This window comes from Hydrocarboniphaga sp., from assembly GCF_028291725.1.
GTDB lineage: Bacteria > Pseudomonadota > Gammaproteobacteria > Nevskiales > Nevskiaceae > Hydrocarboniphaga.
Map to the genome: position 1 here is coordinate 12,030 of NZ_JAQGNT010000003.1, position 26,007 is coordinate 38,036.

General features: G+C 65.6%; 22 protein-coding genes and 3 tRNA genes. 15 read left to right on the forward strand and 10 right to left on the reverse strand.

Annotated elements, in window-relative coordinates; genetic code table 11:
- The first annotated feature begins 253 nt into the window (after positions 1 to 253).
- On the forward strand, positions 254 to 1,387 hold the full coding sequence (locus JWQ90_RS01010) for a YCF48-related protein (protein ID WP_299688007.1): 1,134 nt from the start codon (positions 254 to 256) through the stop codon (positions 1,385 to 1,387).
- Entirely contained in the window at positions 1,384 to 3,807 is a 2,424-nt protein-coding gene (locus tag JWQ90_RS01015; RefSeq protein WP_299688010.1) for an efflux RND transporter permease subunit, read from the forward strand. The genes JWQ90_RS01010 and JWQ90_RS01015 overlap by 4 nt, the downstream gene beginning before the upstream one ends.
- A gap of 77 nt (positions 3,808 to 3,884) precedes the next feature.
- Here JWQ90_RS01015 and JWQ90_RS01020 read toward each other — a convergent pair whose 3' ends face one another.
- Together JWQ90_RS01020 and rpoZ are read right to left on the reverse strand one after the other, a co-directional pair.
- The gene (locus JWQ90_RS01020) at positions 3,885 to 4,808 is read right to left on the reverse strand and encodes an AraC family transcriptional regulator (protein WP_299688013.1); all 924 of its coding nucleotides are present in this window, start codon (positions 4,806 to 4,808) and stop codon (positions 3,885 to 3,887) included.
- A 98-nt stretch (positions 4,809 to 4,906) separates the two neighbouring features.
- Positions 4,907 to 5,170 carry a DNA-directed RNA polymerase subunit omega gene (gene rpoZ / locus JWQ90_RS01025; RefSeq protein ID WP_299688016.1) on the reverse strand — a complete coding sequence of 88 codons (264 nt, stop codon included), beginning with the start codon at positions 5,168 to 5,170 and terminating at the stop codon, positions 4,907 to 4,909.
- 163 nt (positions 5,171 to 5,333) lie between these two features.
- On the opposite strand from rpoZ, the gene JWQ90_RS01030 reads away from it, so the two are divergent.
- Complete coding sequence (locus tag JWQ90_RS01030) at positions 5,334 to 5,792, forward strand: DoxX family protein (protein WP_299688019.1); 459 nt, start codon at positions 5,334 to 5,336, stop codon at positions 5,790 to 5,792.
- Positions 5,793 to 6,101: 309 nt separating this feature from the next.
- Here JWQ90_RS01030 and JWQ90_RS01035 read toward each other — a convergent pair whose 3' ends face one another.
- Entirely contained in the window at positions 6,102 to 6,524 is a 423-nt protein-coding gene (locus JWQ90_RS01035; RefSeq protein ID WP_299688022.1) for an OsmC family protein, read from the reverse strand.
- Between the two features lie 115 nt (positions 6,525 to 6,639).
- Here JWQ90_RS01035 and JWQ90_RS01040 point away from each other — a divergent pair, with 115 nt between their 5' ends.
- Complete coding sequence (locus tag JWQ90_RS01040) at positions 6,640 to 7,314, forward strand: cyclic nucleotide-binding domain-containing protein (protein WP_299688025.1); 675 nt, start codon at positions 6,640 to 6,642, stop codon at positions 7,312 to 7,314.
- Between the two features lie 133 nt (positions 7,315 to 7,447).
- On the opposite strand, the gene trpC is transcribed toward JWQ90_RS01040, so the two are convergent.
- The 4 genes from trpC to JWQ90_RS01060 all read right to left on the reverse strand — a co-directional run bounded on the left by trpC (position 7,448) and on the right by JWQ90_RS01060 (position 11,428).
- Positions 7,448 to 8,254 (reverse strand): indole-3-glycerol phosphate synthase TrpC, encoded by an 807-nt coding sequence (gene trpC / locus JWQ90_RS01045; protein WP_299688028.1) that lies wholly within the window; start codon positions 8,252 to 8,254, stop codon positions 7,448 to 7,450.
- Positions 8,251 to 9,291: an anthranilate phosphoribosyltransferase gene (gene trpD, locus JWQ90_RS01050; RefSeq protein ID WP_299688031.1), complete on the reverse strand. Its 1,041-nt coding sequence runs from the start codon at positions 9,289 to 9,291 to the stop codon at positions 8,251 to 8,253. The genes trpC and trpD overlap by 4 nt, the downstream gene beginning before the upstream one ends.
- Positions 9,288 to 9,878, reverse strand: coding sequence for an aminodeoxychorismate/anthranilate synthase component II (locus JWQ90_RS01055; protein ID WP_299688034.1), 591 nt, complete (start codon positions 9,876 to 9,878; stop codon positions 9,288 to 9,290). The genes trpD and JWQ90_RS01055 overlap by 4 nt, the downstream gene beginning before the upstream one ends.
- 182 nt (positions 9,879 to 10,060) lie before the next feature.
- On the reverse strand, positions 10,061 to 11,428 hold the full coding sequence (locus JWQ90_RS01060; protein WP_299688037.1) for a short-chain fatty acyl-CoA regulator family protein: 1,368 nt from the start codon (positions 11,426 to 11,428) through the stop codon (positions 10,061 to 10,063).
- Between the two features lie 179 nt (positions 11,429 to 11,607).
- Here JWQ90_RS01060 and JWQ90_RS01065 point away from each other — a divergent pair, with 179 nt between their 5' ends.
- The 5 genes from JWQ90_RS01065 (at position 11,608) to mmsB (ending at position 17,276) form a co-directional block, all read left to right on the forward strand.
- Complete coding sequence (locus JWQ90_RS01065; protein WP_299688040.1) at positions 11,608 to 13,125, forward strand: CoA-acylating methylmalonate-semialdehyde dehydrogenase; 1,518 nt, start codon at positions 11,608 to 11,610, stop codon at positions 13,123 to 13,125.
- A gap of 134 nt (positions 13,126 to 13,259) precedes the next feature.
- Positions 13,260 to 14,420, forward strand: coding sequence for an acyl-CoA dehydrogenase family protein (locus JWQ90_RS01070; RefSeq protein ID WP_299688043.1), 1,161 nt, complete (start codon positions 13,260 to 13,262; stop codon positions 14,418 to 14,420).
- Positions 14,417 to 15,211, forward strand: a complete 795-nt coding sequence (locus JWQ90_RS01075; RefSeq protein ID WP_299688046.1) for an enoyl-CoA hydratase — start codon at positions 14,417 to 14,419, stop codon at positions 15,209 to 15,211. Before JWQ90_RS01070 ends, JWQ90_RS01075 begins: the two co-directional genes overlap by 4 nt.
- Positions 15,204 to 16,355, forward strand: coding sequence for an enoyl-CoA hydratase/isomerase family protein (locus JWQ90_RS01080; protein WP_299688050.1), 1,152 nt, complete (start codon positions 15,204 to 15,206; stop codon positions 16,353 to 16,355). Before JWQ90_RS01075 ends, JWQ90_RS01080 begins: the two co-directional genes overlap by 8 nt.
- 33 nt (positions 16,356 to 16,388) lie before the next feature.
- Entirely contained in the window at positions 16,389 to 17,276 is an 888-nt protein-coding gene (mmsB, locus tag JWQ90_RS01085) for a 3-hydroxyisobutyrate dehydrogenase (protein ID WP_299688053.1), read from the forward strand.
- Positions 17,277 to 17,356: 80 nt separating this feature from the next.
- Here mmsB and trpE read toward each other — a convergent pair whose 3' ends face one another.
- From trpE to JWQ90_RS01100, 3 genes are all read right to left on the reverse strand, one after another.
- The gene (gene trpE, locus JWQ90_RS01090; protein WP_299688056.1) at positions 17,357 to 18,796 is read right to left on the reverse strand and encodes an anthranilate synthase component I; all 1,440 of its coding nucleotides are present in this window, start codon (positions 18,794 to 18,796) and stop codon (positions 17,357 to 17,359) included.
- Positions 18,797 to 18,970: 174 nt separating this feature from the next.
- The gene (gene rpe, locus JWQ90_RS01095) at positions 18,971 to 19,651 is read right to left on the reverse strand and encodes a ribulose-phosphate 3-epimerase (protein WP_299688059.1); all 681 of its coding nucleotides are present in this window, start codon (positions 19,649 to 19,651) and stop codon (positions 18,971 to 18,973) included.
- A 164-nt stretch (positions 19,652 to 19,815) separates the two neighbouring features.
- Positions 19,816 to 20,577, reverse strand: a complete 762-nt coding sequence (locus JWQ90_RS01100; protein ID WP_299688062.1) for a peptidase — start codon at positions 20,575 to 20,577, stop codon at positions 19,816 to 19,818.
- Between the two features lie 144 nt (positions 20,578 to 20,721).
- On the opposite strand from JWQ90_RS01100, the gene JWQ90_RS01105 reads away from it, so the two are divergent.
- The 6 genes from JWQ90_RS01105 (at position 20,722) to tuf (ending at position 26,004) form a co-directional block, all read left to right on the forward strand.
- Positions 20,722 to 21,585 (forward strand): alpha/beta hydrolase, encoded by an 864-nt coding sequence (locus tag JWQ90_RS01105; RefSeq protein ID WP_299688065.1) that lies wholly within the window; start codon positions 20,722 to 20,724, stop codon positions 21,583 to 21,585.
- Between the two features lie 61 nt (positions 21,586 to 21,646).
- Positions 21,647 to 24,127 (forward strand): ATP-dependent helicase HrpB, encoded by a 2,481-nt coding sequence (gene hrpB, locus JWQ90_RS01110; protein WP_299688068.1) that lies wholly within the window; start codon positions 21,647 to 21,649, stop codon positions 24,125 to 24,127.
- 180 nt (positions 24,128 to 24,307) lie between these two features.
- Positions 24,308 to 24,393 (forward strand) — tRNA-Tyr (locus JWQ90_RS01115).
- A 3-nt stretch (positions 24,394 to 24,396) separates the two neighbouring features.
- Positions 24,397 to 24,470: transfer RNA gene (locus JWQ90_RS01120), tRNA-Gly, on the forward strand.
- A gap of 59 nt (positions 24,471 to 24,529) precedes the next feature.
- Positions 24,530 to 24,605: transfer RNA gene (locus tag JWQ90_RS01125), tRNA-Thr, on the forward strand.
- 196 nt (positions 24,606 to 24,801) lie between these two features.
- Positions 24,802 to 26,004, forward strand: coding sequence for an elongation factor Tu (tuf, locus tag JWQ90_RS01130; protein WP_299688072.1), 1,203 nt, complete (start codon positions 24,802 to 24,804; stop codon positions 26,002 to 26,004).
- The last annotated feature ends 3 nt before the right edge of the window (positions 26,005 to 26,007 follow it).

Consider the following 26,007-nt stretch of genomic DNA (forward strand, 5'->3'; position numbering starts at 1 on the left):
GGGTGAGCGCAGCGAACCCCAACGGTATGCCGCGCCGATGTTGGGGTTCGCTGCGCTCACCCCAACCTACTCAGCCGGCTGCGGATCTCTCCTCGAACATCAGCAGGCATTTCGGGAGGTCGCCACCATAAATCGGCGTGCTGCCTGCTTTAACGCGTATGGATGAGGTCAGTGCCCCGGCCAGCGGCCAGGATAGTGCCATGCAAGGGAAGCCGGCACAGATCGGCGATCTTGAGAACGAGGAGATTCACTGATGGCCCGTACTGCGAACCTGCTGGTGACGTCGCGCCATCCGCAGACTCTGCCGCGCGAGGACTTTGCCGTCGATGCGCGCATGCAGGCGGCTTCTGTCGCTGCCAACGCCGGCTCGCCCGGACTGCTCAGCGGCTGGCCTGCTTTGCTGCTGGCACTGATCGTCGCCGCTGCCGCGGTCTACTCGTTTTCGCATCGGCCCTTGCCACCGTTCCCGCAGACCATGACCAAGGCCGACGGCCTGCTGGTCACCGGGCTCGCGCAATCCGGCGAGCGCCGCATCGCGGTCGGTGAACTCGGCCGCATCCTGATCGCCGACGCAGCCAGCGGCCCCTGGCGCGAGGTCAGCGTCAGGCCGCAGCGCGGCTCCACGTTTACCCGCGTGATCTTCACCGGCGCCGACACCGCGATCGCGGTCGGTCACGACGGCTGGATCGTGCGCAGTACCGATCGTGGCGAAACCTGGAACGAGGTGGTCTTCGATCCGGAGCGCGGCGAAGCGCTGCTCGGTGTCGCCGGGCCCTTCGATGGCAAGCTCTACGCGTACGGCGCGTTCGGCCAGTACCTGGTGTCGGGCGACAGCGGCCAGACCTGGCTGCACGAGCAGCACGCCGCGATCGGCGACCGCCACCTCGCGGCGATGACCCAGGCCCGGGACGGTGCGCTGCTGATCGTCGGCGAAACCGGCCTGATGGCGCGCAGCACCGATCAGGGCGCGACCTGGGCCAAGCTGCCCGAGGTCTACAAGGGATCGTTCTACGGCGTGCAGCGGCTGCCCGACGACGCGCTGCTGGCTTTCGGCATGCGTGGCAATGCCTTCCTGAGCGTCGATGACGGCAAGCACTGGACGCGCAGCGAGGTGCCCGGTGGCCTGTCGCTGTACGACTCGATGATCGACAACGACGGCGCCGTGATCCTGGTCGGCGAGAACAGCAGCGTGTTCCGCTCCACCGACAACGGCCGGCACTTCAGCATGATGATGGAAGGCGACCGCAAGCGTTACGCCAGCGTGCTGCCGCTGAGCGGCGGCAAGGGCTGGCTGGTAGCCGGTGAAGCGGGCATCGGCCTGCAGAACGAGCCCGGCGATGTCGCCGCCAAGGCCGATACCAGGGCTGCGCAGGGCGTGCAGCGATGAGTGCAGCGGCAGGCGGCGTCATCGATCGCATCGTAGAAAAAACCGTCAACCAGTTCGCCGATCTGCTGATCGGTCTGCGCGATCTGTGGTCGGTGATCTTCGCGGCGATGACGCTGTTCTTCGCCTACAGCGCGACCCATGTGCAGCTCGACCCGGGGTTTCTGAAGCTGATCCCGGTGCAGCATGAATACATGCGCACGATGATGTACTACATGAAGGATTTCTCCGGCGCGAACACGCTGCTGGTGAATCTGCGCTGGAAAGGTGACGGCGACATCTACAACCCCGAATTCATGAAGGCGATGCAGGAGGCCACCGACGAGGTCTTCTTCATCCCCGGCATCAATCGCACCAAGGTCTCGTCGATCTTCACACCGAACACGATCTACCTCGAGATCACCGAAGACGGCTTCAATGGCGAACCGGTGGTGCCGGCGCGCTTTTCGGCGACGCCGGAAGAGCTGGCCAAGGTGCGTCACAACGTCGGCCTGTCCGGACAGATCGGCCTGATCGTCGCCAACGACGGCAAGAGCGCGCTGATCCGCGCCGACCTGCAGGACTTCGACCCGAATGCACCGGTCGACAAGCAGCGCGTCGACTACTGGGAAGTGCAGAAAAAACTCGAGGACATCCGCCACAAGTTCGAGCGCGGCAACGTCGAGGTCAACATCATCGGCTTCGCGCGCCTGCTCGGTGACGTGATCTACGGCCTGATCGGCGTGTTCGCGTTCTTCGGTCTGGCGTTCACGATCACGGTGGCGCTGCTGTTCTGGTACACACGCTCGGTGAAGATGACGGTGACCGCGGTGATCGTCGCGCTGCTGCCGGTGCTGTGGCTGATCGGGATACTGCCGTTGATCGGTTTCGGTATCGACCCGATGTCGATCCTGGTGCCGTTCCTGATCTTCTCGATCGGGGTATCGCACGCGGTGCAGATGACCAATGCCTGGCGCCAGGAAGTCTGTAGCGGCGCCAGTTCGATCACCGCTGCTCACTCGGCGTTCCGCAAGCTGTTCGTGCCCGGCGCGGTCGCGCTGCTGACCAATGCGCTGGGCTTCGCGGTGATCATGTTCATCGACATCCCGATCGTGCACGAGCTCGGTATCACCGCCTGCCTGGGCGTGCTGCTGATGATCATCACCAACAAGATGATCCTGCCGATCATCCTGAGCCACGTCACGCTCGAGGCCTCGAGCTGGAAGAAGTCCACGCGCAGCGATTCACCGCGCATGGCGAAGATGTGGCGCGGCATCGCGCGCTGCGCCGATCCGCGCTATTCGCTGTGGGTGTTCGGTGCCTGCCTGCTGCTGCTGGGTGTCAGCACCGTGCTGTCGCGCGGCCTGGTGATCGGCGACACCGGCCGCGGCGCGCCGGAGCTGCGTGCGGACTCGCGCTACAACTACGACGATCGCGTCATCAACGACAGCTACAACATCGGCACCGACGTGCTGACGGTGATCGTCGAGGCACCGGATTTCCAGGGCGATTCCTGCCTGCAGTATCCGGTGATCAATCTGGTCGACCGCTTCGAGCTGTTCCTGCACGGCGTTGCCGGCGTGCAGTCGGTGACCAGCGCGGCCGGCATCGGCAAGCTGGTGATCAGCAGCTTCAACGAGGGCAATCCGCGGATGCGCGCACTGCCGCGTTCCGAGGTCGGGCTGTCGACCGGATCACGCGGCTTCGATCCGAACCTGGGCATCAACAACGAGAGCTGCCGCGCGATCCAGGTGATGATCTTCATGAAGAACCACGAGGGCGCGACGATCGCCCACGTGATCTCCGAGATCAAGCGCTTCATCGCGCTGAACCCGACCGCCGGCGTGAAGCTGCGCCTGGCCTCCGGCAACGTCGGCGTGATGGCCGCGACCAACGAAGCGGTGTCGGCCGCCGAAGTGCGCATGCTGCTGGCGATCTTCGGCGCGCTGACGCTTCTGTGCCTGATCACGTTCCGCAGTTGGCGCGCGGTGCTGTGCGTGATCGCGCCGCTGGCGATCGTGTCGATTTTCTGCAACGCGCTGATGGCCACGCTCGGCATCGGCCTGAAAGTCGCGACCCTGCCGGTGATCGCACTCGGTGTCGGTGTCGGTGTCGATTACGGCATCTACCTGTTCGAGCGTATCCAGCACCATATGCGCGACGAGGGCGTGAGCTTCTGCGCTGCGTTCGAGAACGCGATGCGCGAGCGCGGCAGCGCGGCGGTGTTCACCGCGATCACGATGGCGGTCGCGGTCGGCACCTGGACCTTGTCGGCGCTGAAGTTCCAGGCGGACATGGGCCTGCTGCTGTCCTTCATGTTTCTGGTCAATATGCTCGGCGCGATCTGCCTGCTGCCGGCTATGGGCTCTTGGCTTTTCCGCGCCAGCGGCGGCAAGCCAGTGCAGCCGGTGGTTCCCGCGGAGCCGGCGCGGAGTTTTTCGTAGGTCGGCAATCCTTTGCCGACGTGAGGCTTCGATTGCGCATTGACCGTACACGTCGGCAAGGGATTGCCGACCTACGTTCAGCTGTCCGATTCCTCGTCCCGATTCGCTCGCACCTTGCCCGGTCCTACGCCGTCCACGCGCTTGAAGAAGCGCCGGAACGCGGCCTCGCTGCGGTAGCCCATCATCTCGGCGATCGATGCGACCGAGTAGCGGCGGTTTTTCAGCAGCCGGCGCGCTTCGGTCGCGCGCCAGTTGGACAGGTACTGGATCGGTGGCTGGCCGACGGTTTGAGTGAACAGCTCGGCGAACGCGGTGCGCGACATGCCGGCGACCTGGGCCATGGACTGGATCGTCCACTCGTCACCGGGCCGCTCATGCACCGCCGCCAGCGCTTTCGACAGACGCACATCGGTCAGCGCGGCGAGCAGGCCGCGCGGCTCGCCGGCGCTGCGCACGTATTCGCAGACCGCCATCGTGAACAGCGAGTCCGCGAGCTTGTTCTGCACCATCTGCCGGCCCCAGCGCCGGTCGGTGCTGGTCGCGACCAGCATGTCGGCGAGTTGGCGGAACGCGCCGCTGCTTTGCGCGGCGCGGACGATGAAACAGGGCGGCAGCGCGGTGAAGATCGGGTTGCGCATGCCCATGATGAATTCCAGCTCGCCGCACAGCATCGAGGTGCCGGCGTCCTCGCTGGGCTCCGGCAGATGCGGATCGCGCGAGGCCGACAGCGAATGCCGCGTGCCGGTCGGGAACACGATCAGGTCGCCGCGGAACAGCTGCTCGGGTGATGCCAGTGCACTGCCGCTGACCCAGCACCCGCCATCGGTGATCAGGTGGAACTGGCCGAAGCGCGTCGCCGGCTCCTGTTCGAACCAGGTGCCGCAGTAGCGCACGTTGGCGGTGATCTCCACGCGCAGCTGGTAGGAACTGAGCACCGCCTCCAGCACGCTGTCGACGGACTGGGACGTGTCTTCTGCTGCGGGCCTGGGTTTGTGCTCCATCGGCTGAATGCTAGAGCACCCGCCTGCCGGCGACCATGCCGGATCGGAGGCGGCTTATGCCCGGTCGTCCGGGGCGCCGCGACCGGGACTGTGCCGGTTCAGATCTCGAACGCGAGTTCCGGCAGATTCAGGTCGGCCTGAGAGCTGCGGACCGGGGGCAGGTCGACTTCGGCCATCACCGAGCGGTCGACATGGCCGGCCGCGATTTCCTTCAGCGAGATCACCGTCGACTTGTGGTCTTCCCAGGGCACGTGCGGCATCGCGCCGCGTGCCAGCTGGCGAGCCCGCTTGGCAGCGACCTGACACAGTTCGAACTGGTTGGGGATGATGTGCAGACAGTCTTCGATGGTGACGCGTGCCATGGGAGTTTCCGAGTACGCCGCAAGAGCACGGTCCGCCACTATAGGCGCTTCGGTCCGCTTGCGTTTTCGGCCGCCGGACGGTAGGGCATATTGCGGGAACGGGCGGCTGTATCGGTTGCGATGGCGAAATACGAACATTCCGGCACCGCAACCGGAGCCATCCATGAATTCTCTGCCCGCATCCGTCATTACGATGTACCGCGCCCTGGTCGGTGCAGCCGAGCGCCTGAGCTGGCTGGCGCCGCTGCTGATGCGACTCGTGTTCGGCTACTTCTGGCTGGAAACCGGCTGGGCCAAGCTGCACAACCTCGACGGTTTTACCGAGCGTTTCATCAGCTGGGGCATCCCGTTCCCGGCGTTCAGCGCGGGCCTGAGCGCCTGGGCCGAGTTCATCGGCGGCGGCCTGATGATGGCCGGCCTGGCGACGCGCGCGACGATGGTCGCGATGATCGTCAACATGCTGGTGGCGATGGCCCTGGTGGTGCTACCGACGATCAGTACCCTGGACGAATTCGTCGAACTCGACGAGACGATCTACGTGCTGGCGCTGTTCTGGCTGCTGATGGCAGGGCCGGGGAAGGCGAGCCTGGATCATCTGATCGCGAAGCGGCTCGAAGCTTGAATCGCGGAACTGTAGGAGCGGCTCTTAGCCGCGATTGTGCACTTGCAGGCGTCAATCGCGGCTAGCAGCCTGTCGGGCTTACGCCCCTCCTACAGGGGGACTTCGAAGGAGGGGCGCAAGCCCAATGGCACTACCTTAGGAAGAAAATCCCCTCTCCCGCCTGCGGGAGAGGGTGGCGCGGAGCGCCGGGTGAGGGGCTTCTTCCCGCCGAACAGCCCCTCATCCGCCCCTTCGGGGCAGCATCGAACGCAAGCGGGAGAAGGGACTGCAACGCTTAAGGTAGTGCCATTGGGATAGCGACCCTCCTCCCTACGCGGTCTCGACCAGCTCGTAACTGTGGGTCACATTGACACCGCCGCGCTTGAGCATGATCGACGCCGAGCAGTACTTGTCGGCCGACAGGTCCACTGCCCGCTTCACCTGGTTTTCGTTCATGCCACGACCCTTGATCACGAATTTCAGATGGATGTCGGTAAACACTTTGGGCTCGGTTTCGGCTCGTTTGCCCTCGACCTCCACATAGCAATCGCTGACCGGCTGGCGCGCTTTTTTCAGGATGTGGACCACGTCGACTGCCGAGCACGAACCCACCGAGAGCAACATCAGCTCCATCGGCCTTGCGCCGAGATTGCGTCCGCCGATATCCGGCGGGCCGTCGATCACGACGGCGTGGCTGCTGCCTGTTTCTCCGATAAACGCCGCGTTCTCGACCCACTTCACTCTTGCGTGCATGAATCTCTCCGGATTTGCTAGGTGGCCTCAGAATTTGATGCTATTTTCCAGCAATAAAAGGGACCGAACCCAATAATTATCGTGGCTAGGGTTTTAGTGATTAAAGGGGTCGTAAATGTTCATGCAGAAGCCGGCCATACGGGCCTTCGTCGCGCAAGCGCACAAGCGTACTTTGCCGCCCAAGCACACCATCATTCACGCGGGCGACGATCCCAAATCGATTTACCTGATTCTGGAAGGCTCCGTCAGTATCCTGCTCGAAGACCCTGACGGTCGCGAGATCGTACTGGCCTATTTGAACTCGGGCTCGTTTTTCGGCGAAATGTGCCTGTTCCCCGATCAGCCCAAGCGCTCGGCGATCGTGCGTAGCCGGATGCCGACGCTGGTCGCCGAGATCGGCTATCAGGCTTTCGATACGTTCGTGCAGAAGAATCCTCAGATCATGTACGAAGTCGCCGGCCAGCTCGCCGCTCGCCTGCGCGATACCAGCCGCCGTGTCGGCGATCTGGCGTTTCTCGACGTCGCCGGCCGGCTCGCCCACGCGCTGCTGGAGCTTTGTCAACAACCGGACGCCTTGCCGCATGCACGCGGCACGGTCATCAAATGCAGCCGCCAGGAACTTGCGCGCATCATTGGTTGCTCGCGCGAAATGGCCGGTCGCGTGCTGAAGAAACTCGAGGAGGACGGCATGTTGCAGGCTCTGGGGCGCAGCACCCTGGTGCTCGGCGTGCAGTGCAAGGTCAAGGAAAGCAGCCGACTCACGCCCAGCCGGCTCGCACCGGCCAAGTGAATCTGCTGTCGCAAATGCCGGCTCAGCCGTCAAGCTGCGCGTAGGTCGGCAATCCTTTGCCGACGTTTTAGCCGATACGCAACCGCGGTCCCACGTCGGCAGAGGATTGCCGAGCTACGAGCGGAAACCTTCGTTACGACGCGATCAGTTTCCGCAGCGCAGCCGCCGGGCTCGGCTGCCGCATCAGCGATTCGCCGACCAGGAAGCGCCGCACGCCGGCTGCCAGTATGCGCTGCACGTCGGCCGCGGTGCCGATGCCGCTTTCGGTCACCACTTCGGCGCTGGCGGGCACGCGATCCAGCAGCTCTAGCGTGGTTTCCAGCCGTGTTTCGAAGGTCCGCAAACTGCGGTTGTTGATGCCCAGCAGATAGTCATCGCCGATCTGTGCGTCCAGAACCTGCTGCAACTCGGCACCGTTGTGAATCTCCACCAGCACGTCGAGCCCCAGCGCTCGCGAAACCTTGTGCAGATCGTGCAGGCGCTGCGGGCTCAGCGCCGCGGCGATCAGCAGCACGCAGTCGGCGCCGATCGTGCGCGCCTGCACGATCTGGATCTCGTCGATCAGGAAATCCTTGCGGATCACCGGCAGCGAACAGGCGCGGCGAGCGGCGATCAGGTACTCGTCGCCGCCTTGAAAGAAGTCGCGATCGGTCAGCACCGACAGGCAGGCCGCGCCGCCGTGCTCGTATTCCAGCGCCAGCCAGCTTGCATCGAAATCGGCACGGATCAGGCCCTTGCTCGGCGAGGCTCGCTTGATCTCGGCAATCACCGCGGGGCCGGCGATGGCCGCGCGCCGCAGCGCGGCCGCGAACCCGCGCGGCGGATCCTGCTCGAGCGCCAGCGCCTCGAGTTTTTCGAGCGTTGTGATCTTGCGCAGATCCGCGATTTCCTCGCGCTTGCGCGCCAGGATGGTGTCGAGAATATCGCGGGTTCCGCTCATGATTTAAGGCCTCCGAGTCGGCGCGAGACGCGCACGTAGTCGTCGAGTTTGTTGCGCGCCGCGCCGCTGGCGATAGCCTGGCGCGCGCGCGCCAGCCCATCGCCGATGTCGCTGGCGACGCCAGCCGCATAAAGCGCTGCGCCGGCATTCAGCGCGACGATGTCGCGTGCCGGGCCGGGCTGATCGTCCAGGGTTTCGAGCAGACGCTTTTTCGACTCGGCGGCGTTGTCGACCCGCAGATTCCGGGTTGCCGACATCGCGATGCCGAAGTCTTCGGGGTGGATTTCGTATTCGCGCACCACGCCATCGCGCAGTTCGCCGACACGCGTTGCGGCGCCCAGTGAAATCTCGTCGAGGCCGTCGCTGCCCCAGACCACCAGTGCGCGTTGGCTGCCGAGCCGCTGTAGCGCGCGTACCTGGATGCCGACCAGATCGACGTGGAACACGCCCATCAGGATGTTCGGCGCATCGGCCGGATTGGTCAGCGGGCCGAGGATGTTGAAGATCGTGCGCGCGCCGAGTTCCTTGCGCACCGGCGCGACGACTTTCATCGCCGGATGATGCCTGGGCGCGAACATGAAGCCGAAGCCGACTTCGGCGATGCAGGCCGCAACCTGCTCGGGCTCCAGCTCGATCATCGCGCCTAGCGACTCCAGCACGTCGGCCGCACCGGATTTCGAGGACACACCGCGATTGCCGTGCTTGGCGACGCGCGCGCCGGCAGCGGCGGCCACAAAGCTCGCCGCGGTGGAGATGTTGAAGGTATGCGCGCCGTCGCCGCCGGTGCCGACCACATCCACGAAATGCGGATCGGGCGGCAGCACGACCTTGCGCGAGAACTCGCGCAGCACGCTGGCGGCGGCGGCGATTTCGCCGATGGTTTCCTTCTTCACGCGCAGGCCGGTGAGCAAGGCCGCGACCATCAGCGGCGACACCTCGCCGCGCATGATCTGGCGCATCAGGTCGATCATCTCGTCATGAAAGATCTCGCGATGTTCGATCGTGCGGGTCAGCGCCTCCTGCGGTGTGATGCTCATCGGCTGCCCTCGATGAAATTCTTCAGCAGCGCGTGGCCGTGCTCGGTCAGGATCGATTCGGGATGAAACTGCACACCCTCGATCGGAAGCGTCCTGTGGCGCAGGCCCATCACCTCGTCACGCGTGCCGTCGGCGTGCTGGGTCCATGCCGTGACTTCCAGCTCTTTCGGGAACGTGCCCTGTTCGACGATCAGCGAGTGATAGCGTGTCGCGGTGTAGGGCGTCGGCAGGTTGCGGAATACGCCTTCGCCGCGGTGGTGCACCAGGCTGGTCTTGCCGTGCATGACCGCGCGGGCGCGACGCACGTCGCCGCCGAAGGCCTGGCCGATGGATTGATGGCCCAGGCAGACGCCGAGAATAGGAAAGCGCCCGGTCTTGCCGAGCTGCTCGATCAGATCCAGGCAGATGCCGGCCTCATTCGGCGTGCAGGGGCCGGGCGACAGCACGATGTGACTGGGCTTGAGTGCGGCGACTTCGTCGACTGTGATCCGGTCGTTGCGGTGCACCTGCACCTCGACGCCGAGTTCGCCGAAATACTGCACCAGGTTGTAGGTGAACGAGTCGTAGTTGTCGATCATGAGCAGCATGAGAGGTCATCCAAAGCAGTGTGGGCTTGGCGCGTCGGCGAGGCTTCGCCGCGACGGCGCTGCGGGCGCTCCAGGAGTTCTGGAGGCGGAGCTTAGGAGTGACGCCAACGATTCATGATGGGGGAACGCATCTGCTAATCGGGTTCGAGCGGCGGCCATTGTAAGCCGATCCGGCGCTCGATTCAGCGCTCCAGCAGCGACGGCGAGGCGCGCTGCGGGCAGTCGCCGCGTTCGCAGACCTTGCAGCCGACGCCGATCGGCGTCGCCGCGCCGGGGTCGGACAGATCCAGGCCGCGTGAATAGATCAGCCGGTGCGCATGGCGCAGATCGCAGCCCAGTCCGACTGCGAAGGTCTTCTGCTGTCGGCCGTAGCCGACCGGGCCGCTGACCACCTGGCGCGCGATCCAGAAGTAGTTGCGGCCGTCGGGCATGCCGGCGATCTGGGTCAGCACGCGCTCGGGTTGGCTGAACGCCTCGTAGACGATCCACAGCGGGCAGCTGCCGCCGACGCGCGAGAAATGGAAGTCGGCGGCCGAATGCCGTTTCGACACGTTGCCGGCGCGGTCGACGCGCACGAAGAAAAACGGCAGCCCCGGCGAGCCCGGCCGCTGCAAGGTCGACAGCCGATGGCAGACCGCCTCAAAACCCACGCCGAAGCGGTTCGAGAGGCGGTCGAGGTCGTAACTGAGTTCCTCCGCCGATTGCAGGAACGGTGCGTACGGCATCACCAGTGCACCGGCGAAATAGTTGGCCAGGCCGATGCGTGCCAGGCGCATCGATTCGGCGCTGCTGAAGCCGCCTTCGCGGATCAGGCCGTCGAGCAGCTGGTTCAGCTCCAGATACGCCAGTTGCACTGCCATCTGGAAGGCCTGCTGGCCGGGCCGCAAGTGGTCGGCCAGCAGCAGCACGCGCGTCGCGGCGTCGAAACGGCGCGCCTTGCTGGCGGTCTCGTCGTCCTGCGCCAGCAGCACGCGCACGCCGTGGCGCTCGTGCAGGCGCTGGCTCAGGCGCGGTGCGACGCCGCCGACCGCGAGCCCGCTTTCGCGGAAGATCGCCTCGGCCATCTCGTCGAGTTCGGCGACGTGGTTGTGGCGGCGGTTCAGGTAATCGCGGACCTCGTCGTGCGCGCCAGGCAGCGCGAACGAGGCCAGCTTGTGGCCGTCGCCGAGGCGCGCCGCCAGCGTGTCGGCGCGCTCGGCGCTGACACGGCTGCGCCGGTGCAGCTCGATCACCGCGCGGGCGATGCCGGGCATGTTCGAGGCCAGCGAGCGCGCTTCGGCCAGCGACGCCGATTCCATGCCGGCATCGGCGAGTACCTCGCGCACCTCGGCGATCAGCTGCGCCTCCTCGTCGTCGGAGAACACCTGCACGTCGACACCGAACTGCGCGTTGATGCGCAGCAGGATCGGCACCGTCAGCGGCCGCTGGTTGTGCTCGATCTGGTTCAAATAGCTCGGCGAAATGCTCAGCGCCCTGGCCAGCGCCACCTGGCTGATGCCGCGCTCTTCGCGCAGCCGCTGCAGGCGCACGCCCATGAAGGTCTTAGCCACGAGCCCGACTCGCCGCGATTTCTTCGCAAAATTTGCAGATTCTCAGTAACACCTTCACAGATCTTTGCATTTTCAGGGCTTTAACTATGGCCAATATTGCGAATAATGCAAAAACAGCCGGCGTCTGACCAGTCGTCATCCGCCGATGCCTGCACACCTGCCCGCGAACCGGAGTCGAAATGTCTGTTGCTGCCGCTGCCAAGCCGCCCACCGTCAAGCTACTGATCGGCGGTGTATGGATCGAATCCAGGACCACGCAGTGGCGCGACGTGATCAACCCGGCGACGCAGCAGGTGCTGGCGCGCGTGCCGTTCGCCACCGCCCAGGAACTCGATGCGGCGGTGGCTTCGGCGAAGGACGCATTCAAAACCTGGCGCAAGACCTCGATCGGCGTGCGCGCGCGCATCTTCCTGAAGTACCAGCAGCTGATCCGCGAGCACATGAAGGAACTCGCCGCGATCCTGACCGCCGAGCAGGGCAAGACGCTGCCCGACGCCGAGGGCGATATCTTCCGCGGGCTCGAAGTGGTCGAGCACGCGGCCAACATCGGCACGCTGCAGATGGGCGAGCTGGCCAACAACGTCGCCACCGGCGTCGATACTTTCAGCTTGCTGCAGCCGCTCGGCGTCTGCGCCGGCATCACGCCGTTCAACTTCCCGGCGATGATTCCGCTGTGGATGTTCCCGATGGCGATCGCCACCGGCAACACCTTCATTCTGAAGCCCTCCGAGCAGGATCCGCTGGTCACGGTGCGCCTGGTCGAACTGGCACTCGAGGCCGGCATTCCCAAGGGCGTGCTCAACCTCGTGCACGGCGGCGAAGCCACCGTCAACGGCATCTGCGATCACCCGGATATCAAGGCGGTTTCCTTCGTCGGCAGTACCAAGGTCGGCACCCACGTGTATCGCCGTGCGACGCTGGCCGGCAAGCGCGCGCAATGCATGATGGGTGCGAAGAATCATGCCGTCGTGCTGCCTGATGCGAACCGCGAGCAGACGCTCAACAATCTGATCGGCGCCGCGTTCGGCGCAGCCGGGCAGCGTTGCATGGCCGCGTCGACACTGGTGCTGGTAGGCGAGTCGCGCGAATGGCTGCCGGCGCTGGTCGAGAAGGCCAGGACGCTGAAGGTCAACGCCGGGTTCGAGCCCGGCACCGATGTCGGCCCGGTGGTGTCCTGCGCGGCACTGGAGCGCGTCTCCGGCCTGATCGAGCGCGGTATTCTGGAAGGCGCCAAGCTCGAACTCGATGGCCGCAATCCCAGCGTGCCGGGCTATGAGCAGGGCAACTTCGTCGGGCCGACGATCTTCAGCGGCGTAAAGCCCGGCATGGCGATCTACGAGCAGGAAATCTTCGGGCCGGTGCTGATCGCGGTTGAAGTGGCAACGCTCGATGACGCGATTCGGCTGATCAACGACAACCCCAACGGCAACGGCGTTGCGTTGTTCACGCAGTCCGGCGCGGCAGCGCGCAAGTTCCAGGAAGACATCGATGTCGGCCAGGTCGGCATCAACGTGCCGATCCCGGTGCCGGTGCCGCTGTTCTCGTTCACCGGTTCGCGCGCCTCCAAGCTCGGCGACCTCGGCCCCTACGGCAAGCAGGTGATCCTGTTCTACACGCAGACCAAGACCGTCACGCAGCGCTGGTTCGACGACAGTACGCTGAGCGTCGGCGTCAATACGACAATTTCGCTGCGCTGAAACAACGATGCTCTCGTTACATCGTCATTCCCGCGTAGGCGGGAATCCAGTTTTGCGGCCCCGCGCTGCCCTTCCATGGATTCCCGCCTGCGCGGGAATGACAGCGATCAAGCGGCGTTGATCTGCCTAGACTCATGAATTTCGACCTCACCGAAGACCAGCTCGCCTACCAGGCCGCCGCGCGCCGCTTTGCGCGCGGTGAAATGGCGCCGCATGCGGCGCGCTGGGATGCCGACAGCGAGTTCCCGCTGGACACGCTGCGACGCGCCGGCGAGATCGGTTTCTGCGGCATCTACACGCCGGACGCGCTCGGCGGCCTGGGCCTGTCGCGGCTCGAGGCTTCGATCATTCTCGAGGAGCTGGCCGGCGGCTGCACCAGCACTGCGGCGTATCTGTCGATCCACAATATGGTCACCGCGCTGGTTGCGGCGCATGCGCCGGCGCGCTTCGCCAGTGAATGGGTGCCGGATCTGGCCAGCGGCAGAAAGCTCGGCAGTTACTGCCTGACCGAAGCCAATGCAGGCTCGGATGCGGCGTCGCTGAGAACCACGGCCGAAAAGCGCGGCGACCGCTACCTGCTCAACGGTAGCAAGGTATTCATCTCGGGCGCTGGTGCGACTGACTTGCTGGTGGTGTTCGCGCGCAGCAACGGCGTCGGGCCCAAGGGCATTTCGACGTTCGCGGTGCCGGCCGATTCCCCCGGCATCAGCTTTGGCAAAAAGGAACACAAGATGGGCTGGAACAGTCAGCCCACGCGTACGATCGCTTTCGACAATGTCGAGGTGCCGGAGTCGCAGCGGCTTGGTGCCGAAGGCGAGGGTTTCGCGATCGCAATGAAGGCGCTCGACGGCGGCCGCATCAACATCGCGAGCTGCTCGATCGGTACCGCGCAGGCGGCGCTGGGACGCACTCAGGAGCATCTGCGGTCGCGCCGCCAGTTCGGCAAGGAGATCGGCCGGTTCCAGGCGCTGCAGTTCCGTCTGGCCGACATGCTCACCGAGCTGGTCGCGGCGCGGCAGATGGTGCGGCTCGCCGCCTGGAAACTCGACACCGGCAGCGTGGATGCAACCGCCTATTGCGCGATGGCCAAGCGCTTTGCCACCGATACCGGCTTCGAGGTCTGTAACCAGGCGCTGCAGCTGCACGGCGGTTATGGTTACAGCCGCGAGCTTCCACTGGAGCGGCATGTTCGCGACAGTCGTGTACATCAGATATTGGAAGGCACCAACGAAATCATGCGGGTGATCGTCGCCCGCGCCATCCTGCGCAGCGGCGCAGCCGAGGAGCTTCGATGAGTCAGAGCCAAGCGGTTTACACCAATTTGAAACTGGAAAAGCGCGGCCATACCGCGATCGTCACGCTGCAGAATCCACCGGCGCATACCTGGACCGCCGACAGCCTCAAGGCGCTGACGCAGCTGGTCAAGGATCTGGACGCGGATCGCGAAATCTACGCGCTGGTGATCACCGGCGACGGCGCCAAGTTCTTCAGCGCCGGCGCCGATCTCAAAGTGTTTGCCGACGGCGACAAGGCGACGGCGCGGGCGATGGCGCGGCGCTTCGGCGAAGCTTTCGAAGCGCTGACGGCTTTCCGCGGCGTCAGCATCGCCGCGATCAATGGCTATGCGATGGGTGGCGGTCTGGAATGCGCGCTGGCCTGCGATATCCGTATCGCGGAAGAACACGCGCAACTCGCTTTGCCGGAAGCAACCGTGGGCTTGCTGCCCTGCGCCGGCGGCACGCAGAACCTGCCCTGGCTGGTCGGTGAAGGCTGGGCCAAGCGCATGATCCTATGCGGCGAGCGCATCGACGCCGTGACCGCCAAAGCGATTGGTCTGGTCGAGCAAGTCGTTGCCGGCGGCGCTGCGCTTGAAGCCGCGATCAAGCTTGCCGAGCGCGTCGCCAGGCAGAGCCCGACCAGCGTTGCAGCCTGCAAGACGCTGATCCAGAGTGCGCGTGGCAATCCGCTGAAGCAGATCCTGCCGATCGAGCGCGAAGTGTTTGTCGATCTGTTCGATACGCAGGATCAGAAGGAAGGCGTCACCGCTTTCCTGCAAAAGCGCAGCGCGGAGTGGCGCAATGCTTGAGTCAAGCGTCGTGTCCGTCACGCCAGAAGTGATCCTGTTCCGCGAAGTGTCGGCCGCGAACGGGCGGCGTATCGGCTACGCGCAGCTCAATGCCGGGAAATCCTTGAACGCGCTGTCGCTGCCGATGATCCGCCTGCTGGATCCGCAGCTGCAGCGCTGGGCCGCAGACCCGGGCATCGCCTGCGTGGTGCTGCACGGTGCCGGCGAAAAAGCCTTCTGCGCCGGCGGCGACGTGCGCAGCATGCACCAGGCGATCGTCGATCATCGGGGCGCGCCGCCGAACCTGGAGAACCTCGCGTTCTTCAGCGAGGAATACCGGCTCGATCATCGCATTCACACGTATCCGAAACCGGTTCTGGTCTGGGGCAGCGGCATCGTGATGGGCGGCGGACTCGGCCTGATGGCGGGCGCGAGCCATCGCGTGGTGACCGGCACCTCGCGCGTCGCGATGCCGGAAATTACCATCGGCCTGTTTCCGGACGTAGGCGGCAGTTATTTCCTCAACCGCATGCCGCGTGCCTTCGGCTTGTTCCTCGCGCTGACCGGCGCGTCGATCAACGGCCACGATCTGCTGGTGACGAGGCTTGCGGATCACTTCGTCGATACGGCCGATCGCAACGAGATTTTCGAACAGCTGGCGACGGTCGCGTGGACCGGCGACACCGCTGCCGACCGCGCAGCGCTGACGGTGCTGCTCCAGGGCTTTTCGGAGCGCGCCGCGGATCGGCTGCCGGCATCGAACCTGCTGAGTCACCAGGCGCTGATCGAACAGCTCACGGCTTCCGATTCGCCGGCGACGGTCTACGCCAATCTCATTAACTACTCCGGCGACGATGTGTGGATCGGCCGTGCGGTCAAGGTGCTGGCGGAGGGTTCCCCGACCACCGCCGCGCTGGTCTGGGAACTGCAGAAACGCGCGAAAGGCTTGAGCCTCGCCGAAGTATTCCGCCTCGAGCTGATCGTGTCGCTGCAGTGCTGCGCGCATCCGGATCTTCGCGAAGGCATACGCGCGCTGCTGATCGACAAGGACAAGCAGCCGCGCTGGACGCCGAGCCGCTACGCCGATCTGAGCCCGGAATGGATCGCCGAACATTTCGTGGCGCCGCCATGGCCCGAAGGCCGGCATCCGCTCGCGGATCTGTAAGCGCGGCCCACTTCGTACAACCAGGAAATCATCATGGCGAACATCGCCTTCATCGGCCTCGGCAACATGGGCGGCCCGATGGCACTGAATCTGATCAAGGCCGGCCACGAGGTCCGCGTCTACGACCTCGCACCGGCAGCGCTGGTGGCCGCAAAAGCCGGCGGCGCGAGTGTTGCCGAGACGCCGGCTGCCGCCGTCGAAGGCGTCGAGTTCGTGGTGTCGATGCTACCGGCCAGCCAGCATGTCGAAGGCCTGTATCTTGGTGGCAATGGACTGCTGGGCGCGATCAGGCCGGGCAGCCTGGTGATCGACTGTTCGACGATCGCGCCGGCTGCGTCGCGCAAGGTCGCGCAAGCCGCGAAAGCGCTCGGCATCTCCTTCATCGATGCGCCGGTTTCCGGCGGCACCGCGGGTGCGGCGGCCGGCACGCTGAGCTTCATCGTCGGCGGCGCGGCCGAGCTGCTGGAGCGGGCGCGGCCGCTGTTGGGCGCGATGGGCAAGAACATTTTCCACGCCGGCGACAACGGCGCCGGCCAGGTCGCCAAGATCTGCAACAACATGCTGCTGGCGATCCACATGGCCGGCAGCGCCGAGGCGCTGGCACTCGGCGTGGCCAATGGCCTGGACCCGAGCGTGCTGTCGGACATCATGGTCAAGAGTTCGGGCCGCAACTGGTCGCTGGAGTTGTACAACCCCTGGCCCGGCGTGATGGACAAGGTGCCGGCTGCGCACGGCTATGCGGGCGGTTTCGGCAGCGCGCTGATGCTGAAGGATCTGGGTCTGGCGGCGGAAGCCTCGGCCGCCAGCGGCAGCGCGGTGCCGCTGGGCGAGCTGGCACGCGCGCTGTATCAGCGGCATTGCCAGAGCGAAGGCGCGCTGGATTTCTCCAGCATCGTGAACCTCTACCGCAAGAAGGACTGAGTTTGCGTAGGTTGGGGTGAGCGCAGCGAACCCCAACGGTCGAGTGCGCCGATGTTGGGGTTCGCTGCGCTCACCCCAACCTACGAGGCCTGAGCCGCGGCCTTCATCATCGCGCGCGCTTTATTCATCGTCTCGTCCCACTCGGACTGCGGCACCGAGTCGGCGACGATGCCGGCGCCGGCCTGCACGTGCACCAGGCCGTCCTTGATCACCGCCGTGCGGATCGCGATCGCGGTGTCCATGTTGCCGTCCCAGCCCAGGTAGCCGACCGCGCCGCCATAGATGCCGCGCTTGACCGGCTCGACTTCGTCGATGATCTCCATCGCGCGGACTTTCGGTGCGCCGGACAAAGTGCCGGCCGGGAAGGTCGCGGCGAGCGCGTGCAGCGCATCGAGACCCGGCTTCAATTTGCCGGTGACGTTGCTGACGATGTGCATCACATGGCTGTAGCGCTCGATCGCCATCTTCTCGGTAACGCGCACGCTGCCGGTTGAGGACACGCGGCCGACGTCGTTGCGGCCCAGATCGATCAGCATCAGGTGCTCGGCCAGCTCCTTGTCGTCGGCCAGCAGCTCGGCTTCCAGCCGCTGATCCTCGATGATCGTCGCACCGCGCTTGCGCGTGCCGGCGATCGGTCGCACGGTGACGTCTCCGTCTTCGACCCGCACCAGAATCTCCGGCGACGAGCCGACGACATGGTGATCGCCCAGATCCATGCAGTACAGGTACGGCGAAGGATTCAAGCGGCGGATCGCGCGATACAGCGCGATCGGCTCGGCCGCGAACGGCGCCGACAGGCGCTGCGACGGCACCACCTGCATGCAGTCGCCGGCGGCGATGTAGTCCTGCACATGCTGCACGGCTTTCTTGAAATTCTCCTCGCCGAAGCAGGAGCTGAAGTCGAGTTCCTTCGCGTACGCCGACAGCGGCGTGCGCGTGACTTCGGTCCTGGCGTTGAGTTGCGCTTCGATCTCGTCGAGCCGCCGGCGCGCACGCGCCTGATCGGCCGCGTCGTCGGCGCGCGCATGGGTAATGATCGTCAGGATCGCGCGCTGGTTGTCGAACGCGACCAGCTCGTCGGCCAGCATCAGCAGGATATCCGGCGTGCCGATCGGATCCGGTTGCTGCTTCGCAGCCAGCCGCGGCTCGAAATAACGCACGCAGTCGTAGCCGAAATAACCGACCAGGCCGCCTGAGAATCGCGGCAGCGCGGCGTCCGGCTGCACCTGTCGGCGCGCGGCGTAAGCGCGTATCCATTCCATCGGATTGACTGCGCTCGCGGTCTCGACGACGGAGCCGTCGCGAGTCAGCGTGATCGCTTCGCCGCACACACGCAGCACTTCTCGCGAGGGCAGGCCGATGAAGGAATAACGGCCCCAGCGTTCGCCACCGACCATCGATTCGAGCAGGAAGGAATAGGGCGCGGCGGCGAGTTTCAAATAGGCTGCGACCGGGGTGTCGAGGTCGGCCGAGAGTTCGCGCGTCAGCGCAACATGCGTGTAGGAAGTCGCAGAGGTCATGGCTTCGGGTTTTATGTGGATCGTGCAGCGGGAGAGAACGCGGACGATGCCGCGCCGGGGCGCCAGGTCAGCGCCATCGCCACCACAGGCGCAGGCCGGCGGCCCGCGCGATCGACTCCCGAAACTTCATCTGCGTATTCACTGCCTGCTCATCGGTACTCGGAACCGGCCGAACTATACACCGCCGCCGGCGATCTGCCGGCGCATCGTGGCGATGGTGGCCGCGTAGTCCGGGGTGCTGAAGATCGCCGAACCGGCAACGAAGGTGTCGGCGCCTGCTGCTGCTATCTCGGCAATATTGTCGATCTTGACGCCGCCGTCGATCTCCAGCCGGATGTCGCGGCCGCTGGCGTCGATCAGCGCGCGCGCCTCGCGCAGCTTGACCAGCGCCGAGGGCAAAAAGCTCTGGCCGCCGAAGCCCGGGTTCACCGACATCAGCAGGATGATGTCGATCTTGTCCATTACGTATTCGAGGCAGTCCAGCGAAGTCGCCGGATTGAACACCAGGCCGGTCTGGCAGCCGGCGTCGCGGATCGCCTGCAGGCTGCGGTCGATATGGCGCGTCGCCTCGGGGTGGAAGGTGATCGAGCTGGCGCCGGCCTTGGCGAAGCCCTGGGCCAGCGCATCGACCGGCTCGACCATCAGGTGCACGTCGATGTGCGCCTTGATGCCGTACTTGCGCAGGCCTTCGCAGAACATCGGGCCCATCGTCAGATTCGGCACGTAGTGGTTGTCCATCACGTCGAAGTGCACCCAGTCGGCGCCGGCGGCGAGCACGCGCGCGGTGTCTTCACCCAGGCGAGCGAAGTCGGCGGACAGGATCGAAGGGGCGATGACGGGAGTTTGACGCGGCATGAGATCAATCCGACCAACAAAACGGCCGCGATTATCCCAGAAAGACGAAGCTCAGGCGGCGGGTAAGCTCGCCAGTAGGTTGGGGTGAGCTTGCGAACCCCAACATGCCTCCGCACTGATGTTGGGGTTCGCTGCGCTCACCCCAACCTACGCTTTACAACGCTTCACAGCATCGAGCGCTGGTGCGGATCGCGTTCCCACTCGAACTTGGGCAGCTCTTCGCGGAACACCCGCTCCAGATTCTCGCCCCAGGCCTTCTTCAGCGCCGCGTAGTACGGCGTGTCGATGTCCAGGCGCAGCTTGTGGGTGATGCGCAGCGCGTCGCGGGCGAGGATCGCCACGTCCAGCGGCGGGCCGACCGTCAGGTTGGACTTCATCGTCGAGTCCAGCGACACCAGCGCGCAGCGCGTTGCGTCTTCCAGCGAGATGTGCGGCTTGATGATGCGGTCGAGAATCGGCTTGCCGTACTTGCTCTCGCCGATCTGCAGGTACGGCGTCTCCGGCGACACGGAGATGCAGTTGCCTTCCGGATAGACCAGATACAGCGAGGGCTCCTCGCCGAGGATCTGGCCGCCAATGATCAGCGTGGTGCGGAAGTCGACGTTGCTGTACTGGCCGTAGGCCGACGATTCCTTCTGCGCGCGCACCGACAGCGTGCCCATGTATTCGGCCGCGTCGTACATATGGCGGACGTTGCGCAGCGATACCGGCGCATCCGGAGAGTCGAGGTCGCGGCGCAAGGTGTTGAGTACCCACTGCGTGGTCGCGAGATTGCCGGCCGACAGCACCACGAACACACGCTCCCCGGCGGTCTCGGTGATGTGCAGTTTGTTGTAGGTACGCACATCGTCGACGCCGGCACTGGTGCGGGTGTCTGAGGCGAACACGAGGCCGTCGTCCACTTTGATGGCGAGGCAATAGGTCATGGAGTCTTAGAGGCTGGCAAGCTGGGGGCGCAAGTCGCGTTCACAGTTTAGGGGCGGTGGTCGGTCACGTCACGGCTTATACGTGCCCGGGTCTGGTGCAATTCCTGAGCCACGCATGCAGACTCCATCGAAAACCGTTTTGCGATGAACGCCATCAGCCGATCAGAATTTGTCCAGTTGCGCGGATTGCGCTACCACGTGAGGCGCTGGGGCCGGGCCGATGCGCCCGCGCTGTTCCTGCTGCACGGCTGGCTCGACGTGTCCGCCAGCTTCCATGATCTGGTCCAGCCGCTGCTGCCGGACTGGCAGGTGCTGGCGCCGGACTGGCGCGGCTTCGGGCTCAGCGAATGGCCGCAGGACGGCTACTGGTTTGCCGACTATCTCGGTGATCTGGAGGCTTTGCTCGACCATTACGCGCCGGGAGTGGCGGTCCGGCTGATCGGGCACAGCCTCGGCGCCCAGATCGCCAGCATCTATGCCGGCCTGCGTCCAGCGCGTGTCGAACGTCTGGCGCTGCTCGACGGGCTGTTCATGCCGGACCAGCCGGCTGCGCTGGCGCCGAAGAAGCAGCGCCAGTGGCTGGACGAGCTGCGCGAGCCGCCGCGCGACCAGCACTACGCCAGTTACGAGGAGCTGGCCGAGCGCATCCGGCGGCTGCATCCGCGGCTGAGCGCCGAGCGCGCGCTGTCCGTTGCGCAGGGCTGGGGTTATGCACGGCCGGACGGCCGTATCGGCCTGTGCGCGGACCCCCGGCATCGCCGCGTGTTCCCGACGCTGTATCGCGCGGCCGAGTCCAGGGCGGTGTGGTCCGAAGTCACCGCCAGGACGCTGTTCATCGACGCCGGCAAGTCGGAACTGCACCGGATGATTTCCGCCCAGGAGCGGGCTGAGCGCCTGGCCTGCTTCCGCGAACGCCAGGAGGCCGTCATCGAGGATTGCGGGCACATGCTGCACTTTGAAGCGCCGGCCGAGACGGCGTGGCTGCTGCGGCCGTTTTTTGCTGCCTGATGGTCGGACGATTATCAAACTTTCTTTCCCTACAGCCGGGGGAAGGGGCAGAAGACTAGCGATGCGCGCCTTGCCCGCCCTGCCGGCGCTGGAAGCCGTGCCGGCCCTGCGCCTGGCGCTGCGCGATGCCGGCTGTGCGGTGCTGGCCGCGCCGCCGGGTTCGGGCAAGACCACGCTTGTGCCCTTGGTGCTGCTGGACGAACCCTGGCTGGCCGGCAAACGCATCCTGATCCTGGAGCCGCGCCGGCTCGCGGCCCGCGCTTCGGCGGCGCGCATGGCCAGCCTGCTCGGCGAGCCGGTCGGCGAAACCGTGGGCTACCAGGTGCGCTTCGAGCGGCGGATCGGGCCGAACACGCGCATCGAGGTCATCACCGAAGGCCTGCTGGCGCGGCGGCTGCAGGCGGATGCCGATCTGCCCGGGGTCGGCCTGGTGATCTTCGACGAGTTCCACGAGCGCAGCCTCGACGCCGACCTGGCGCTGGCGCTGTGCTGGGATGCGCGCATGAGCCTGCGGCCGGACCTGCGCCTGCTGGTGATGTCGGCGACGCTGGACACCGCTCGCGTGTCGCGGCTGCTCGACGAGGCGCCGGTGGTCGAGGCGGGCGGGCGCCTGTTCCCGGTGGAGCTGCGCTACCGGCCGCCGCGTGCCGGTGACGATCTGGAGTCGGCGATGGTCGGCGGCGTGCTCGCCGGCCTGGCCGAGACTCCCGGCGACGTGCTGGCTTTCCTGCCCGGCGGCCGCGAGATCCGCGGTGTTCAGCGCCGGCTGGAATCGCGGTTGCCGGGTAATGTCGAAGTGCGGCCGCTGTATGGCGAACTGGATAGCCGCGAGCAGGATCTGGCGCTCGCTCCGGTCCCGGCGGGCCGGCGCAAGGTGATTCTCGCGACCAACATCGCGCAGACCAGTTTGACCGTCGAGGGCGTCACCACGGTGGTCGACGCCGGCTACGCGCGTGTCGCCCGCTACGACCTCGGCTCCGGCGCCAACGCTCTGCAGACCGAGCGCATCTCGCGGGCCTCGGCCGAGCAGCGCGCCGGCCGCGCCGGGCGCCTTGGCCCCGGAGTCTGTTACCGGCTGTGGAGCAACGAGAACCAGGGCCGGATGCCGGCTTTCGACGACCCGGAGATCCTGACCGCCGACATCTCGCGCTTTGCGCTGGAGCTGGCGTCCTGGGGCACTGGGCCATCCGCGCTGCGGCTGCTCGATCAGCCGCCGGTGATCGCCTGGCAGGCGGCGCGCGAGCTGCTGCTGGCGCTGGGCGCGATCGGCAGCGATGGCCGCATCACCCGGCACGGCCGCGAACTGGTGCGGCTGCCGGCATCGCCGCGCCGCGGCCACATGCTGGTCGGCGCGCGGGCGCTCGGTCTGGAAGCGGTCGCGGCCTGGACCGCAGCGGTACTCGACGAGCGTGACGGCAGTTCGCAGCTCGATCTGGCGCATACGGTCCGCGGCTATGTTCTGGGCCGCGCCGCCGACGTGGGCGCACAGCGGCGAGTGCGCGAAGTTGTGCGTCAGCTGCTGCGACAGCGCGACGTCCATGCCTCCGAAATCAGCGCCGATTTCGACGAGGACGACGTCGGCCGGGTGCTGGCGCTGGCCTACCCGGAGCGCATCGCCCGGCGCCGCGACAGCGGCCGCGGCCTTTATCTGTGCGCCGACGGCTCCGAAGCGCGGCTGCCGGAAAACGATCCGCTGGCGCAGCAGACCTGGCTCGCGATCGGCAACTGGGACCCGGGCCCGCCGCGCAAGGTGCGCGCAGCCGCGCGGCTGGTCGAAGCCCGGCTGCTCAAGGATCAGGCCGAGGCGCTGGGCTGGCAAGGTGTCGTCCGCTGGGATCCGGTCACCGGGACGGTGCTCGCCGAGGAGCGCCGCAGCCTCGGTGCGATCGTGCTCGAGCGCCGGCCGCTGCGCGCCGACCCGGACGCGCTGGCGGCCGCGATGCTGGCAGGCGTGTCAGCGCTCGGCATCGCCGCGCTGCCCTGGCTCGAGGCCGCGCGGCAATGGCAGGCCAGAGTGCTGTCGCTGCGCCGCTGGCGAGCCGAAGACGCCTGGCCGGACGTGTCCGACGAAGCGCTGGCCGCGACGCTGCACGGCTGGCTGCGCCCGCATCTGGCGGGTATCACGCGATGCGATCATCTGGAGCGCCTGGATCTGAGCTCGATCCTGAACGGCGGTCTGTCGTATGAGCGTCAGCAGAGGCTCGCCCAGCTCGCGCCGACCCACCTGGCCGTGCCCAGCGGCTCGCGGATCGCGCTGGAATACTCGGCTGAGGGCGCGCCGCCGGTGCTGGCGGTGAAGTTGCAGGAGCTGTTCGGGCTGAGCAAAACCCCGGCGGTCGACGAGGGACGCATGCCGGTGATGCTGCACCTGCTGTCGCCGGGCAAGCGGCCGATCCAGGTCACCCAGGACCTGGCCGGCTTCTGGGAGCGTACCTACGCCGAGGTCAGGAAGGAGCTGAAGGGCCGCTATCCGCGGCATCCCTGGCCCGACGATCCGCTGCAGGCGCCGCCGACCGCGCGCGCCAAGCCCCGCCAGTGGTAGGTCGGCAATCCCTTGCCGACGTGAGGTCTCGATTGCGCAACCGACATCACACGTCGGCAAAGGATTGCCGACCTACGGCTGGCCGCAAAATTTCGAAGAATCCCCTTGACGTGCCTGCCAGTGGTCACCAGAATACGCGGCTCGTTTTGGGCCGGGGCCTCAGGGCCTAAAGTCTGCGCGGGAGGGATACTCAAGCGGCCAACGAGGGCAGACTGTAAATCTGCTGACTTATGTCTACGAAGGTTCGAATCCTTCTCCCTCCACCATCTGCGGGAGTAGTTCAATGGTAGAACCTCAGCCTTCCAAGCTGATGGTGCGGGTTCGATTCCCGTCTCCCGCTCCATTGAAAGCTTCTGTCGCGCAGTAACCGGAACGAAGAGAGCGGCACAAGATTCAAGCAACGCCCCCGTAGCTCAGTCGGTAGAGCACACCCTTGGTAAGGGTGAGGTCGAAGGTTCGATTCCTTTCGTGGGCACCAGTTTCAAGAGCTTGAGGGCAGCGATGACGAAAGGAATCGAACCTTCGACCTCCAAGGGATGGATCGGGTTGTTTCGATGGCGCGAAGCGCCATCGAAAGTTCGATTCCTTTCGTGGGCACCAACAAGCTGCACTAGTTCTTTATAAACACGCCGTCGCCGGCAAAAAACGCTATCTAAACTGGAGTCGCAAGAGTCATGGCAAAGGAAAAGTTCGAGCGCGCGAAGCCGCATGTGAACGTTGGGACCATTGGTCACGTGGATCATGGCAAGACGACGACGACGGCGGCTTTGACGAAGATTTCGGCCGATAAATTCGGCAAGACGAAATATGTCGCTTACGACGAAGTGGCGAAGGCGTCCGAGTCGCAGGGTCGTCGCGACAGCACCAAGATCCTGACGATTGCGACCAGCCACGTGGAGTATGAGACCGCGGCGCGCCACTACGCGCACGTCGACTGCCCGGGCCACGCGGACTACGTCAAGAACATGATCACCGGTGCCGCGCAGATGGACGGCGCGATCCTGGTCGTCTCCGCCGTCGACGGCCCGATGCCGCAGACGCGCGAACACGTGCTGCTGGCCAAGCAGGTGAACGTGCCCAAGGTCGTGGTCTGGCTGAACAAGTGCGACCTGGTGGAAGACGAAGAGCTGCTCGAACTGGTGGAGATGGAAGTCCGTGACCTGCTGAGCAAGTACGGCTTCCCGGGCGACGACACCCCGATCATCCGCGGCAGCGCCACCAAGGCGATCGCCGGCGATCCGGTATGGGTGGCCAAGGTTCAGGAGCTGTACGACGCGCTGGACACCTACATCCCGGAGCCGATGCGCGAGACCGACAAGCCGTTCCTGCTGCCGGTGGAAGACGTGTTCTCGATCTCGGGCCGCGGCACGGTGGCAACCGGAAGAATTGAGCGCGGCATCATCAAGGTCGGCGAGAACGTGGAGATTGTCGGCATCCGCCCGACGGCGGTGAGCACGATCACCGGCGTGGAAATGTTCCGCAAGCTGCTGGACCAGGGCCAGGCGGGCGACAACGTCGGCCTGCTGCTGCGCGGCACGAAGAAGGAAGACATCGAGCGCGGGCAGGTCCTGTGCAAGCCGGGCAGCATCAAGCCGCACGCGAAGTTCGAGGGCGAAGTGTATGTGCTGACCAAGGAAGAAGGCGGGCGTCACACGCCGTTCTTCAAGGGCTACCGTCCGCAGTTTTACTTCCGCACGACCGATGTCACTGGCAGCGTGTTCCTGCCGGAAGGCACGGAGATGGTGATGCCGGGCGACAACATCAAGGTGACGGTTGAGCTGATCAACCCGATCGCGATGGAAGAGCAGGTGCGCTTTGCGATCCGCGAAGGCGGCCGCACCGTCGGCGCCGGCGTCGTCACCAAGATCCTCGCTTAAGTC

Bases quoted from the DNA above. Each gene is read 5' to 3' on its own strand.
- JWQ90_RS01010 (WP_299688007.1), top strand. From the start codon at position 254: ATGGCCCGTACTGCGAACCTGCTGGTGACGTCGCGCCATCCGCAGACT.
- JWQ90_RS01015 (WP_299688010.1), top strand. From the start codon at position 1,384: ATGAGTGCAGCGGCAGGCGGCGTCATCGATCGCATCGTAGAAAAAACC.
- JWQ90_RS01020 (WP_299688013.1), bottom strand. From the start codon at position 4,808: ATGGAGCACAAACCCAGGCCCGCAGCAGAAGACACGTCCCAGTCCGTC.
- rpoZ (WP_299688016.1), bottom strand. From the start codon at position 5,170: ATGGCACGCGTCACCATCGAAGACTGTCTGCACATCATCCCCAACCAG.
- JWQ90_RS01030 (WP_299688019.1), top strand. From the start codon at position 5,334: ATGAATTCTCTGCCCGCATCCGTCATTACGATGTACCGCGCCCTGGTC.
- JWQ90_RS01035 (WP_299688022.1), bottom strand. From the start codon at position 6,524: ATGCACGCAAGAGTGAAGTGGGTCGAGAACGCGGCGTTTATCGGAGAA.
- JWQ90_RS01040 (WP_299688025.1), top strand. From the start codon at position 6,640: ATGTTCATGCAGAAGCCGGCCATACGGGCCTTCGTCGCGCAAGCGCAC.
- trpC (WP_299688028.1), bottom strand. From the start codon at position 8,254: ATGAGCGGAACCCGCGATATTCTCGACACCATCCTGGCGCGCAAGCGC.
- trpD (WP_299688031.1), bottom strand. From the start codon at position 9,291: ATGAGCATCACACCGCAGGAGGCGCTGACCCGCACGATCGAACATCGC.
- JWQ90_RS01055 (WP_299688034.1), bottom strand. From the start codon at position 9,878: ATGCTGCTCATGATCGACAACTACGACTCGTTCACCTACAACCTGGTG.
- JWQ90_RS01065 (WP_299688040.1), top strand. From the start codon at position 11,608: ATGTCTGTTGCTGCCGCTGCCAAGCCGCCCACCGTCAAGCTACTGATC.
- JWQ90_RS01070 (WP_299688043.1), top strand. From the start codon at position 13,260: ATGAATTTCGACCTCACCGAAGACCAGCTCGCCTACCAGGCCGCCGCG.
- JWQ90_RS01075 (WP_299688046.1), top strand. From the start codon at position 14,417: ATGAGTCAGAGCCAAGCGGTTTACACCAATTTGAAACTGGAAAAGCGC.
- JWQ90_RS01080 (WP_299688050.1), top strand. From the start codon at position 15,204: ATGCTTGAGTCAAGCGTCGTGTCCGTCACGCCAGAAGTGATCCTGTTC.
- mmsB (WP_299688053.1), top strand. From the start codon at position 16,389: ATGGCGAACATCGCCTTCATCGGCCTCGGCAACATGGGCGGCCCGATG.
- trpE (WP_299688056.1), bottom strand. From the start codon at position 18,796: ATGACCTCTGCGACTTCCTACACGCATGTTGCGCTGACGCGCGAACTC.
- rpe (WP_299688059.1), bottom strand. From the start codon at position 19,651: ATGCCGCGTCAAACTCCCGTCATCGCCCCTTCGATCCTGTCCGCCGAC.
- JWQ90_RS01100 (WP_299688062.1), bottom strand. From the start codon at position 20,577: ATGACCTATTGCCTCGCCATCAAAGTGGACGACGGCCTCGTGTTCGCC.
- JWQ90_RS01105 (WP_299688065.1), top strand. From the start codon at position 20,722: ATGAACGCCATCAGCCGATCAGAATTTGTCCAGTTGCGCGGATTGCGC.
- hrpB (WP_299688068.1), top strand. From the start codon at position 21,647: ATGCGCGCCTTGCCCGCCCTGCCGGCGCTGGAAGCCGTGCCGGCCCTG.
- tuf (WP_299688072.1), top strand. From the start codon at position 24,802: ATGGCAAAGGAAAAGTTCGAGCGCGCGAAGCCGCATGTGAACGTTGGG.